Origin of the sequence: Bradyrhizobium niftali, from assembly GCF_004571025.1 — a bacterium.
GTDB classification, from domain to species: Bacteria; Pseudomonadota; Alphaproteobacteria; order Rhizobiales; family Xanthobacteraceae; genus Bradyrhizobium; species Bradyrhizobium niftali.
In genome coordinates this window covers 162,501-174,443 of the sequence record NZ_SPQT01000015.1, presented here as the reverse complement: position 1 = coordinate 174,443, position 11,943 = coordinate 162,501, and the positions used below count along the sequence as shown (strand labels likewise).

10 protein-coding genes and 1 pseudogene (1 of these 11 cut by a window edge) are annotated in these 11,943 nt (G+C 65.1%); 5 read left to right on the top strand and 6 right to left on the bottom strand.

Features of this window, described 5'->3' with window-relative positions; all coding sequences use genetic code 11:
• Nucleotides 1-34 precede the first annotated feature (34 nt).
• Together metX and metW are read left to right on the top strand one after the other, a co-directional pair.
• Nucleotides 35-1,237: a homoserine O-acetyltransferase MetX gene (gene metX / locus E4K65_RS24885; RefSeq protein WP_135176379.1), complete on the top strand. Its 1,203-nt coding sequence runs from the start codon at nt 35-37 to the stop codon at nt 1,235-1,237.
• Between the two features lie 14 nt (nt 1,238-1,251).
• Entirely contained in the window at nt 1,252-1,914 is a 663-nt protein-coding gene (gene metW, locus E4K65_RS24880; protein ID WP_025575849.1) for a methionine biosynthesis protein MetW, read from the top strand.
• Between the two features lie 115 nt (nt 1,915-2,029).
• On the opposite strand, the pseudogene E4K65_RS24875 reads toward metW, so the two are convergent.
• Nucleotides 2,030-2,892, bottom strand: a pseudogene (locus tag E4K65_RS24875) (alpha/beta fold hydrolase).
• A gap of 235 nt (nt 2,893-3,127) precedes the next feature.
• On the opposite strand from E4K65_RS24875, the gene E4K65_RS24870 reads away from it, so the two are divergent.
• Nucleotides 3,128-3,919, top strand: coding sequence for a TIGR02594 family protein (locus E4K65_RS24870; RefSeq protein WP_135176378.1), 792 nt, complete (start codon nt 3,128-3,130; stop codon nt 3,917-3,919).
• Nucleotides 3,920-4,045: 126 nt separating this feature from the next.
• Here the strand turns inward: E4K65_RS24870 and E4K65_RS24865 are convergent, their stop codons facing one another.
• Entirely contained in the window at nt 4,046-4,834 is a 789-nt protein-coding gene (locus E4K65_RS24865) for an MOSC domain-containing protein (RefSeq protein ID WP_135176377.1), read from the bottom strand.
• A 240-nt stretch (nt 4,835-5,074) separates the two neighbouring features.
• Between E4K65_RS24865 and clpB the strand changes: the two genes are divergently transcribed.
• Nucleotides 5,075-7,723 carry an ATP-dependent chaperone ClpB gene (gene clpB, locus E4K65_RS24860; protein ID WP_135176376.1) on the top strand — a complete coding sequence of 883 codons (2,649 nt, stop codon included), beginning with the start codon at nt 5,075-5,077 and terminating at the stop codon, nt 7,721-7,723.
• Between the two features lie 42 nt (nt 7,724-7,765).
• On the opposite strand, the gene E4K65_RS24855 is transcribed toward clpB, so the two are convergent.
• Nucleotides 7,766-8,206, bottom strand: a complete 441-nt coding sequence (locus tag E4K65_RS24855) for a nuclear transport factor 2 family protein (RefSeq protein ID WP_235885712.1) — start codon at nt 8,204-8,206, stop codon at nt 7,766-7,768.
• Nucleotides 8,207-8,239: 33 nt separating this feature from the next.
• Here E4K65_RS24855 and E4K65_RS24850 point away from each other — a divergent pair, with 33 nt between their 5' ends.
• Entirely contained in the window at nt 8,240-9,052 is an 813-nt protein-coding gene (locus E4K65_RS24850; RefSeq protein WP_135176375.1) for a helix-turn-helix domain-containing protein, read from the top strand.
• Here E4K65_RS24850 and E4K65_RS24845 read toward each other — a convergent pair.
• The 3 genes from E4K65_RS24845 to E4K65_RS24835 form a co-directional block, all read right to left on the bottom strand.
• Entirely contained in the window at nt 9,049-9,312 is a 264-nt protein-coding gene (locus E4K65_RS24845; RefSeq protein ID WP_135176374.1) for a hypothetical protein, read from the bottom strand. The genes E4K65_RS24850 and E4K65_RS24845 overlap by 4 nt on opposite strands.
• A gap of 88 nt (nt 9,313-9,400) precedes the next feature.
• Nucleotides 9,401-11,029: an SMP-30/gluconolactonase/LRE family protein gene (locus E4K65_RS24840; protein ID WP_135176373.1), complete on the bottom strand. Its 1,629-nt coding sequence runs from the start codon at nt 11,027-11,029 to the stop codon at nt 9,401-9,403.
• A gap of 153 nt (nt 11,030-11,182) precedes the next feature.
• Nucleotides 11,183-11,943: the 3' portion of a M23 family metallopeptidase gene (locus tag E4K65_RS24835; protein WP_025575852.1), read on the bottom strand. 1,294 nt of this gene lie beyond the right edge of the window; the window shows 761 of its 2,055 coding nt (coding positions 1,295-2,055); its start codon lies off the right edge, out of view; it ends in the stop codon at nt 11,183-11,185.

Genomic DNA, 11,943 nt, shown 5'->3' with positions numbered 1-11,943 from the left:
GAAGTCCGATCGCAAACGAGGTCGATGGTCAGAGATGGTTGGCGTCACGTCGATTCCCAGTCCCGCGATCAGTGCCGATGAACGGTCGCACGAGGTGGATCATCCGAGTTCGCTCGTCGCGCATTTCGGTGCCGATCAGCCGTTGCCGCTCGACTGCGGGGTCGATCTTTCGCCGTTCCAGATCGCCTACCAGACCTATGGCGAGCTCAACGCGGACCGCTCCAACGCGATCCTGATCTGCCATGCGCTGACCGGCGACCAGCATGTCGCCAATGTGCACCCCGTCACCGGCAAGCCCGGTTGGTGGGAAACATTGGTTGGTGCGGGCCGTCCGCTCGATCCGAGCCAATACTTCATCATCTGCGCCAATGTGATTGGTGGCTGCATGGGCTCGACCGGGCCGGCCTCGATCAATCCCGCGACCGGCAAAGTGTGGGGCCTGGATTTTCCGGTCATCACCATTCCCGACATGGTTCGCGCGCAGGCGATGCTGATCGACCGGCTCGGCATCGACACGCTGTTCGGGGTGGTCGGCGGCTCGATGGGTGGCATGCAAGTGCTGCAATGGACCGCGGCCTATCCCGAGCGCGTCTATTCCGCGCTGGCGATTGCCTGCTCGACGCGGCACTCGGCGCAGAACATCGCCTTTCACGAGCTCGGCCGCCAGGCTGTGATGGCCGATCCCGACTGGCACAATGGCGGCTATGCCGATCATGGCATCCATCCGCATCGTGGCCTTGCGGTTGCACGGATGGCTGCGCACATCACCTATCTCTCCGACGCCGCGCTGCATCGCAAGTTCGGCCGGCGCATGCAGGATCGCGAGCTGCCGACCTTCTCGTTCGACGCCGACTTCCAGGTCGAGTCCTATCTGCGCTACCAGGGCTCGTCCTTTGTCGAGCGCTTCGATGCCAACTCCTATCTCTATCTGACGCGCGCGATGGACTATTTCGACATCGCCGGCGACCATGGCGGCGTGCTGGCGAAGGCGTTCACCGGCATCAAGACACGCTTCTGCGTGGTCTCCTTCACCAGCGACTGGCTGTTCCCGACCTCGGAATCGCGCGCGCTGGTGCATGCGCTGAATGCGTCGAGCGCGCGGGTGTCGTTTGCCGAGATCGAGACCGATCGCGGCCATGACGCCTTCCTGCTCGACGTGCCCGAATTCTTCGACATCGCCCGCGCCTTCCTGGAATCGGCAGGCAAGGCGCGCGGACTCAACGGCAAGAATAGCTAACAAGGGTAGTTAGGATGTCAGCGCAGGAAGTGCTGCCGTTGGGCGGCCTTGACTCGGAACGATCAGGTCATTTTCGCGCCGACCATCTGCTCGTCGCCGAAATGGTCAAGCCGGGCTCGAAGGTGCTCGATGTCGGCTGCGGCGACGGCGATCTGCTCCAGCTTCTGGAGACCCGCGGCATCGATGGCCGCGGCATCGAATTGTCGCGCGAGGGCGTCAACCGCTGCGTCGCCAAGGGCCTCGCGGTGGTGCAGGGCGACGCCGACACCGACCTCGTGAACTATCCCGATGATGCCTTCGACTACGTGATCCTGTCGCAGACGCTTCAGGCGACGCGGCAGCCGCGTGTGGTGCTGGAGAATCTCCTGCGCATCGGTCGCCGCGCCATCGTGTCGTTCCCGAACTTCGGTTTCTGGAAGATGCGGCTCCAGCTCCTGATCGGCGGCCACATGCCGCGCACCGAGAACCTGCCGGCGACCTGGTACGATACCGCCAACATCCACTTCTGCACCATCAAGGATTTCGTCGAGCTCTGCGACGAGATCAACGTCAAGATGGAACGCTCGGTGGCGCTCGATCTCTATGGCCGCCCGGTGCCGCTGAACCTGCCCTGGTGGGTGTGGAACATGTTCGGCGAGCAGGGCGTGTTTCTGCTGACGCGCGGCGGGGGGAAGTAGTAGCCGCAGTCATTCCGGGGCGCGCGAAGCGCGAGCCCGGAATCCATCGTACCACAGCGTTTGTCGAGCGATGGATTCCGGGCCTGCGCCTGCCGGCGCATCCCGGAATGACAAGTCAACCCACCGGCAGCGACCTCGGATCGCGTGCCGGCCATCGTCCGGCTTCCACCAGCGTGACGAACCGCTCCACGGTCTCGTTGAACAGCGCGGGCTCCTCGAGGTTGAGCACGTGCCCCGACTTCGGAAACATCGCAAGACCCGCGGCCGGCAGATGCCTTTTCAAGAACAGGCTCGGCCCGACGCAGGGATCGTCCTCGTCGCCGCAGATGATCAGCGCCGGCGTTGCGACGCCCCTGATCGCGTCCGTCATCGCAAAGATCGAGGGACGGCCGCCCTGGAAGCCGCGCATCGTGCTCGCCGATCCCCTGGCATCGTGCCGCGCCAGCGCGGCGTAGAAATCGGCGTGGCCGCGCGGGTCCTTGACCAGGAACGGAATCCGGCTCGGCGCCTCGCGCGTGATTTTTGCCACCTCCGTGGAGCCGAGCGTCTCGAACTGCTCGGCATTGGCGCGGCATTGCTTGCGCCAGGCGTCGAGATTCTCGATCTCCGAGCCGGAGCCGACGCCGGCGAGCGTCATCGACAGCGCACGCTGTGGCGCGTTCAGTCCGACCTGAAGCGACGAATAAGCGCCCATCGAGAGCCCGACGAGATGCGCACGATCGATTCTGAGATGATCGAGCACCGCGAGCGCGTCGGTGTAGAAATGCGTGAGGTGTAGACCTCGCCCTCAGGCACGTCCGACGGCGTGTAGCCGCGCGCGGAATAGGTGATGCAGCGGTGGCCGCGCGAGAAGTAGCGCATCTGCGGCTCCCAATTCGTGTAGTCGGCCGCGAACTCATGCAGAAAAATGATCGGCGATCCCTGGCCCGCCTCTTCGAAATAGATGCGGACGTCGTCCCTGGTCGTGGCGTGGGGCATTAACTGTTTCCCTCTCTTCAAGCCGTTGTTTCGAGAATTGCAGTTAATGCTGTTGTCCGCAATGCGGCGGCAACAGACCTGCATCGACACAAAATCATCGCAGCAATTCACCGAAGCGTTAATTCGCGCCGATGCGCGGCGTCTTGTTCTCGCCACATCCGGAAGCTTTACGGCCCGGCGGATGTCGGCCGCGCACGGGCCGGCTGGGAGTGGGGGTGTCAACGAAGGATGATTAATGTTCGAGTTGTTTGCGTCTCGCCTGTCGCGTTGTGTTGTCGCGCTGGCGCTTTTCTTCGCGGCGGTCGCCGCGTTTGTTTCTCCGGCCTCGGCGCGGCCTCATCGTCATAGCGCAGAGCGGCACGCTTACGTGCACCACGCCAGTAGACATCATCACTATCGGCACCAGGCCCGCGGCTCGCGCTTCGAGCGCAGCGCGGCGCAGCTGCAGGCCGGCGGATTCATGAACACGCAGGCCAACTACGATCCGAACGCCAATAGCGGCGGCATGGGTGACATGCGCTACGCGGGCGGCGGTGACATGGGCAGCGGTGACATGGGCATCGGCGGAAACATGCGCCGCGCCGGCAAAGTGAGCCGCGCTGCCAACATGAGCCATGCTGTCAACAGGAGCAGCGCTGGCGACATTGGCAACGCGGGTATGAGCGGCGGTTTTGGCGGCGGATCGGGCCTCGTGTCCGAGGCGCGCCGTTATCTCGGCGGCAACCCGACCGGGCGCGGCAGCCTGTGGTGCGCGCGCTTCATGAACATGGTGCTTGAGAAAACCGGTCACCACGGCACCGGCTCGGACATGGCGAATTCGTTCGCGCGTTACGGCACGCGTGTCTCCGGCCCGCAGGTCGGTGCCATCGCGGTGATGTCGCGCGGCGGCCGGGGCGGCCACGTCGGAATCATCACCGGCGTCGACGCGCAGGGCAATCCGATCATGATCTCCGGCAACAACGGCAATCGCGTCCGCGAGGCCCCGGTCTCGCGCGGCCGCATCTATGCGTATGTGATGCCGAACTGAGGTGAGACGTAGGGTGCGTTAGCTCGCGGTCGCGCGAAGCGCGGTCCGCGGGCGTAACCCACCTCTTTGGTTTCTGCGGTGACAGAAGTGGTGGGTTGCGCCTTCGGCTGACCCACCCTACGAAGCTCACACCAGCTTCGGCTCTTCCACCGCGACTGCATCCCCCACGCCGATCTCGCCGCCGGCGATCACCTCGGCATAGATGCCGCAATCCATGTGGCCGAGATGGCGCGAGAGCGTCGGCGGGATTTCGAGGTCGCGCTTTGCGGTCTCCGGATCGACATTGGTGGCCGGGCAACGGACGATGCGCTTTACCACCTGCAGCCGAGCCTGGCCGATCGCGAGCGTCTGGCCGACGAGGTCGAGCTCGGACCAGGCCGGCCAGCCCTTGACGTAGAGATTGGCGCGGAAGCGCAGGGGGTGGACGGCGGTGCCACCGAGCATGGCCTCGATCGCGCGGACGCTGTCGAGATTGATGATGGACACGACCTTGCGGGCGACGTCGGAAAAGCTGTGGTTGCTGCCTGACAGAACCTTGGGCGGGCCCTTCAGCTCGGGCTGAAAGTTCTCGCTGAAGTAGCGCTCGATGGCGGCGCGCCCAGCGGCGGTCTCCAGATCGCCGCTGGCGACGATTTGGCCGTCCTTGCGGATGGTCAGGCGGTTGGTCGCGTCCTCGAACCGGCTGTCGAGGGAAGCCAGCCGCTCATTGCGCGCCAGCATCAGAAACTGGATCTTCGGCTTCCAGGCCGGCGCCTCGGGATCGAACCCGCTGGGGCCGTTCTCGATGGCGTAGCGGCGGTCGGCGGGCAGGGTTTCCCCTCGCCGCAAGGCGACGCGGGGCAGGCGCTCCGGCGTCAGGCCCTTGATCGGATAGCGATAGAGATCGGTGATTTCGGCGGTCTGGCTGGCTGTCATGCCGCTACTTAGGGGATTCGACCTGCTGGCGCCAAGCCGGCCAAACAGCGCACGAAATTGTGAACTCGCCTCTTTCGCTCCCCCAAGCCGCTTCCCACATTTGCCTCAGGCCGGCGGCAGCGTCGGTAAATGACGACCGTTACCGGTTGAGAAACGTCAATGCGGAAATCGGAAACCCAATGAAGATGCCGTGTGGAGTGCCTTTAGAGGGCTCCACGGGCAGGCCGAGGGACAGAAAAGATGAACATTGAGAAGTATACCGAACGATCCAGGGGCTTCATCCAGTCGGCGCAATCGCTTGCGATGCGCGAGGGGCACCAGCAGTTTTCGACCCTGCACGTCCTGAAAGTCCTCCTGGACGACAATGAGGGGCTCGCTGCCGGTCTGATCGACCGTGCCGGCGGCAAATCCCGCGCAATTCTGAAGGCGACCGAAGACGCCCTGAACAAGGTGCCGAAGGTCTCCGGCGGCGGCGGGCAGATCTATCTGGCGCCCGAACTGGCCCGCACCTTCGATGCCGCTGAAAAGGCCGGCGAGAAGGCCGGCGACAGTTTTGTCACCGTCGAGCGGCTGCTGCTCGGCCTCACGCTGGAGAAGACCAGCGAGGCCGGCGCGATCCTCAGCAAGGGCGGCGTCACCCCGCAAAACCTCAACGCGGCCATCGAGGCGCTGCGCAAGGGCCGCACGGCCGACTCGGCGACCGCCGAGAACGCCTATGACGCGCTGAAGAAATATGCCCGCGACCTGACCCAGGCCGCGCGCGAAGGCAAGCTCGACCCGGTCATCGGCCGCGACGAGGAGATCCGCCGTACGATTCAGGTGCTCTCGCGCCGGACCAAGAACAACCCCGTCCTGATCGGCGAGCCCGGCGTCGGCAAGACCGCCATCGCCGAAGGCCTTGCGCTGCGCATCGTCAATGGCGACGTGCCGGAGAGCCTGAAGGACAAGAAGCTGCTCTCGCTCGATCTCGGTGCGCTGATTGCCGGCGCGAAATACCGCGGCGAGTTCGAGGAGCGGCTGAAGGCCGTGCTCCAGGAAGTGACCGGGAGCGAGGGCACCTTCATCCTGTTCATCGACGAGATGCACACGCTGATCGGCGCCGGCAAGGGCGACGGCGCGATGGACGCGTCGAACCTGCTGAAGCCGGCGCTCGCGCGCGGCGAACTGCACTGCATCGGCGCGACCACGCTCGACGAGTACCAGAAGCACGTCGAGAAGGACGCAGCGCTGGCGCGGCGCTTCCAGCCGATCTTCGTCAGCGAGCCCTCGGTCGAGGACACCATCTCGATCCTGCGCGGGCTGAAGGACAAGTACGAGCAGCACCATGGCGTGCGGATCACCGATTCCGCGCTTGTGGCCGCCACGACGCTGTCCAACCGCTACATCACCGACCGCTTCCTGCCGGACAAGGCGATCGACCTCATGGACGAGGCCGCGGCGCGGCTGAAGATGCAGGTCGACTCCAAGCCGGAAGAGCTGGATTCGCTCGACCGCGAGATCATCCGGCTCAAGATCGAGCAGGAGGCGCTGAAGAAGGAAAGCGACGTCGGCTCCAAGACCCGGCTCCAGACGCTGGAGAAGGACCTTGCCGAGCTCGAGGAGAAGTCTGCGGCGCTGACGGCGCGCTGGAGCGCGGAGAAGAACAAGCTCTCCAATGCCCAGAAGCTGAAGGCCGAGCTCGACAGCTTGCGCGTCGAGCTTGCCAACGCCCAGCGGCGCGGTGAATTCCAGAAGGCCGGCGAGCTGGCCTATGGCCGGATCCCGGAGCTCGAGAAGAGGCTTGCCGACATCGAGGCCAAGGACAATACAACGCAGAATTCCGGCGAGATGATGGAGGAGGCGGTCACCGCCAATCACATCGCGCAGGTGGTCTCGCGCTGGACCGGCGTGCCCGTCGACAAGATGCTGGAAGGCGAGAAGGAAAAGCTCCTGAAGATGGAGGAGCAGCTCGGCAAGCGCGTCGTCGGCCAGGCCGAGGCCGTGCGTGCGGTCGCAACCGCCGTGCGCCGCTCCCGCGCCGGCTTGCAGGACCCGAACCGGCCGACCGGCTCGTTCATGTTCCTGGGGCCGACCGGCGTCGGCAAGACCGAGCTGACCAAAGCCTTGGCGGAGTACCTGTTCAACGACGAGACCGCGATGGTCCGCCTCGACATGTCCGAGTACATGGAGAAGCATTCGGTCTCGCGGCTGATCGGCGCGCCTCCGGGCTATGTCGGCTATGACGAGGGCGGCGCGCTCACCGAAGCGGTGCGGCGCCGGCCCTACCAGGTCGTGCTGTTCGACGAGATCGAGAAGGCGCATCCTGACGTCTTCAACGTCCTGTTGCAGGTGCTCGACGACGGCCGCCTGACCGACGGCCAGGGCCGTACCGTCGATTTCCGCAACACGCTGATCATCATGACCTCGAATCTCGGTTCCGAGTTCCTGGTGAATCAACCCGAGGGCGAAGACACCTCGGCCGTCCGCGAGCAGGTGATGGGAATGGTGCGGGGACATTTCCGCCCCGAATTCCTCAACCGCGTCGACGAGATCATCCTGTTCCATCGCTTGCAGAGGAGCGAGATGGGCCGGATCGTCGAGATCCAGTTCGCGCGGCTCCAGAAGCTCCTGACCGATCGCAAGATCGTGCTGACGCTCGATGCTGCAGCCCGCGACTGGCTCGCCGCCAAGGGCTGGGATCCCGCCTATGGCGCACGGCCGCTGAAGCGGGTGATCCAGCGCTACCTCCAGGACCCGCTCGCCGAGATGATCCTGGCCGGCGACGTCAGGGACGGCGACAACGTCGCGATCTCGTCCGAAGGCAACGTGCTGACCTTCAACGGCAAGGCACCGCAGACCGCGGAGATCGCCCAGTTCGAGGCGCCGGTGACGAAGCGGAAGCTGAACTGACGAAATACACGCCCTCCGCGCTGAAATCGCGGAGGGCGTTTTTCAATCCGCGAAGAACGCGTCCACCGCCGCCTGATCGCGGTCGTAGACCCAGCATTCGCTCAGCAGGCCGTCGCGCACGGCATAGACCAGCAGCCGTTCCAGTTCGGCCGCGCGACCGTCCCGGCTGAACGATTCCCGCGCGAGAATGGCGCCGCGCCGCGGCCCGGCCATCAATTCGTCGATGCCAAGAAGTTTCCGGTTGGCGCGGCGTGCGACCTCGGCCAGAGCGGCAAGCGCGGCCGGCTTGCCGCGATGGGTGCCGGCGAGCGGGTTATGCCCGGCATAATGCAGCGTGAATTCGTCGTGGTAGCAGGCGGCGATCGCGGCGCGGTCGCCGGCCTGCCAGGCGGCCGCATAGCGCGCGACGGCGGCGCGGATCGCGGCGGTTTGTGCGGCGTCATCCGCCAGAACTTTCTCCATCGACATGATCTCCCGGGTCATCGGCAGCGTTGTGCCGGTGCGCTATGGTAAGGCATGACCTCGCCACCGGGCTTTCAGGAACTGGCTATCGACACGCCGCCCAAGGTCGGGCCAATGCAGGCGCGGATGCTCGATTGGGGCGCGCGGGTGCTCTATCTCGGTCCGGCCTTCGGGTTGACGCCCCACCGCAATGCCACCGGCGTGCTGGCCGTTGCGCTCGACGGGGCGATCGGCGTGGCCGACCATCCGAGGGCACGCTCACCGTCCTATCGCATGACGCGCAGCGTGCTGATCATGCCCAACAGCCTGCACCATCTGCGCGTGGATGCCGGACGGATGGCCTTCCTCTATGTCGATCCCTTCGGACGCGATATCGAGGCGCTTCGTTCACGCATGAAGGAGGTCGGATCGAGGGCCGCGTTCGACATGATCGACGAGCGAGCGGTTGTCACGCTGTTCGGCGACATCGCCGAGCGACGCCTCGAATCTGACGAAGCGCGGCAGGCCGTCCGCGATAGGCTTGGAATCGGATCACGTGCGCAGCCGGACGCAAGAATTGCTGATGCCATAAGGCGGATGCGCGAGGAGCCCGGCGGTTCGCACACGCTTGCCGAACTCGGCCGCCAGGCCGGGCTTTCGTCCTCGCGCTTTTTGCATCTGTTCAAGGAAGCCACGGGTGTGCCGCTCCGCCGCTACCGCATCTGGAGCCGGATCGGCGCAGCCGCGCGGGCGGTCGCACAGGGGCAATCGCTGACCGAGGCGGCGCATGGCGCCGGCTTTTCCAGCTCCGCGCATTTCAGCACGGCCTTCCGCGACATGTTCGGCATGATGCCGTCGGAATTGTTCGCGCGGATTCGCGCGAGCTAGTTTTCCGTCGGCGCAGGGCTAGGTGCCGGACCGTCCTCGTCGCCGTCCTCGTCGATCTCGCTGAGGATGTCCACGAGTTCGCGGACGCGGCCGTGGGCGAGTGGCCGGAGATCGTTGATCATCGGCTCGTCATTGGCGAGCCAGGCCTGCGCTTCCGCCAGTTCGTCGACGGTCGCGCCGGTTCCGATGATCTGGGCGATCGTGACGTCGTCGGCCCGATCCACGGTCTTGACGATGTCGTCGCGGGAGAGGCGCCTCATGGGTGATCCTCCTGCTGTCGGCTTCCCCTCCATTAACCGGGGAAGCCGCGTGCCGGTTCCATCGACCGGGTGCCGCTTCGGTGGGAGGCTACTTCTTCGCCACCTTGTAGATCGCGTTCTCGATGTCGGAGGTGAAGTAGATGACGCCGGAGCCGCCGATGGCCACCCCTGTCGGAATGTTGGTCGGCAGGCCGCCAGGCGCGCCTGGCAGGCCGATCGGGAGATTGGCCGCGATCTCGGTCACCTTGCCGTCGGGCGCGATCTCGATCAGCCGTTGGGCGCCGACCTCGGCCACGACCAGCTTGCCGTCGCTCGTCCGCGCGATGCCCTCGGGCATTTTCAGATCCTTGGCGATCACGGTCTTTTCGCCGTTCTTGTCGACCCGGGACACGAGCCCGGCGAAGGCTTCGGTGACATAGACCTCGCCAGCCGATCCACCGACCAGCCCGACCGGTCCCTCGAGGCCGCCGATCAGCGTGGTGCGATCCTTGCCGTGTTCGCCGCTGACGCGGACCAGCGACTTGGTGCCGAGCTCGGCCACCAGGATGGTGCCGTCCTCGAGCACGATGGCATCATGCGGCGCCTTGAAGCCATGCAGCATGTCGCGCGTCGCGCCGGTCTTGGCGTCGATCACCTGCACGGTGCCGGTGAACCAGCTCGACAGCACCACGTCGTTGCCCTTTGCCGTCGCGCTCATCGGATATTCGAGGGTGACGCCGTCGGCGTGCATGCGTGCCTTCTCGGTGACCTCGCCGGTCGCGCCGTCGATGGTGCGATAGGCGAACACGTCGGCGAGGTGGAGCGTGTCCTTGCCGTTGTCGGTGGTGACGCCGATGCCGCCGGGCAGCGCCAGCTTGCCCATGATGATCTGTTTAGCCTTACCGGTCGCGGGATCGACCTCCTGAATGCCGTTGTCGGCCATGTTGGAGACGTAGATGCGGTCCTTGTCGTCGATCGCGAGGTTGTCCAGCGACGTCTTCAGCTGCGCAACCACGGTCTTGGCGCCGGATTTGGGATCGACCCGCACCAGCTGGCCGAGCGCGGTGTCGACCACCCAGAGATGGCCCTTGGAATCGAAGTTCACGGCGGCCGGGATCTTGAAACCTTCGGCGACCACGGTCAGCTCGGCCTTGTCGACGTCGACTTTTGCGACCTGTCCCTTGAACCACAGCGGACCGTAGAGCTTGTCGTCGGGGCCGAACTCGAAGCCGTTGAGGCCGCCCATCTTCTCCATGATCTGGCGCGGCGGTTTGACGCCCTCGACGTCGATCTCGTAGAGCGTGTCGCCGAGGAAAACGGTCGTGGCGTAGAGCCTGCCGTCCTTGCGGAAGGCCAGCGAATTGATGCCGGGAAGGCCGGAGGCGAGCTTCTTGATCGGGCCGTCGCCCTTGCGCGAATAGAGATCGCCGGTCAGGAAGCCGGTCCAGGCCATGGTGCCGTCGGGCGCGAATGCGATGTCGTCGGCCATCCCGATCGGAGCAGGGATTGCAACCTTGGCGGTACCGCCGGCGATGTCCACCTCGTAGAGCATGGCGCCGGCGACGCTGCCGGCAAACAGATGGCCGGCCTTGTCGACCCCGAGCCCATGCACGCCATGGAACGCCGAACCGGGGACGAGTTTCTTGACCTCCCAAGTCGCCGGTACTGTCTGGGCCGATGCGCTCGTGGTGCAGACGATCGCAGCAACGACCGCTGCGCAGGCAAGCCTGTTCTTCATGCGTGACCTCCCATTTTTGGAAAGTATTCGCCCGTCATGCGGCTTTGGCAAACGAAACTTGACGTTGTGACGTCGTAAAGCGGCGTCGCTCCGAAAGCGTCCCATTCAACCGTGTCGATGAAGATGTCCGGTCGATGTCGGCCGGTTGCCGGCTTACCGGTTGGTGACCTGCAACGGTCCGCCGGTCGCATCCGAGATGCGGGCGATGGCGCCGCCCCGGCCGCTCATCATGCCGTCGAGCCGGTCGCGCTCCTTCTCGAAGCCGGCCAGCATCGGGCCTTCCAGCGAGCGGCCGCGCGGCAGTTTCACACGCAGCGGATCGACGAAGCGGCCGTTGACCAGGATTTCGTAATGGACGTGCGGTCCGGTCGACGCGCCGGTCGAACCGACGAAGCCGATCACCTGGCCCTGCCGCACCTTCTTGCCGATCTCCATGCCCTTGGCGAAGGCCGACATGTGGCCGTAGGCGGTCTCGTAGCCGTTGTTGTGCTTGATGCGGATATACTTGCCATAGCCGCCTTCGGGGCCGGCCTTCTCGATCACGCCGTTGCCGGAGGCGAAGATCGGCGTGCCGTAGGCGGTGGCCCAGTCGACGCCGGTGTGCATCTTCACGTAGCCGAGGATCGGGTGGCGGCGGCCGCCGAAGCCGGAGCGCATGATGGCGTTGTTGACGGGTTTCCTGACCAGGAACTTCTTCGCGCTCTTGCCGCTCTCGTCGTAGTAATCGACCACGCCGTCGTCAGGGCTCTGGTAGCGGTAGTATTTCTTGGTCTCGCCGCCGACCGTGAGCGAAGCGAACAGCACGTCGTTCTTTTCGCTCGACGTCACGCCCTCGTCTTCGCCGGCATAGAACACGTCGAAGGAATCGCCCGGCTGCACCTTGCGCTGGAAATCGACGTCGTAGGAGTAGATCT

Bases quoted from the DNA above. Each gene is read 5' to 3' on its own strand.
- E4K65_RS24855 (WP_235885712.1), bottom strand. From the start codon at position 8,206: ATGACCCGGGAGATCATGTCGATGGAGAAAGTTCTGGCGGATGACGCC.
- E4K65_RS24850 (WP_135176375.1), top strand. From the start codon at position 8,240: ATGACCTCGCCACCGGGCTTTCAGGAACTGGCTATCGACACGCCGCCC.
- metX (WP_135176379.1), top strand. From the start codon at position 35: ATGGTTGGCGTCACGTCGATTCCCAGTCCCGCGATCAGTGCCGATGAA.
- metW (WP_025575849.1), top strand. From the start codon at position 1,252: ATGTCAGCGCAGGAAGTGCTGCCGTTGGGCGGCCTTGACTCGGAACGA.
- E4K65_RS24845 (WP_135176374.1), bottom strand. From the start codon at position 9,312: ATGAGGCGCCTCTCCCGCGACGACATCGTCAAGACCGTGGATCGGGCC.
- clpB (WP_135176376.1), top strand. From the start codon at position 5,075: ATGAACATTGAGAAGTATACCGAACGATCCAGGGGCTTCATCCAGTCG.
- E4K65_RS24840 (WP_135176373.1), bottom strand. From the start codon at position 11,029: ATGAAGAACAGGCTTGCCTGCGCAGCGGTCGTTGCTGCGATCGTCTGC.
- E4K65_RS24870 (WP_135176378.1), top strand. From the start codon at position 3,128: ATGTTCGAGTTGTTTGCGTCTCGCCTGTCGCGTTGTGTTGTCGCGCTG.
- E4K65_RS24865 (WP_135176377.1), bottom strand. From the start codon at position 4,834: ATGACAGCCAGCCAGACCGCCGAAATCACCGATCTCTATCGCTATCCG.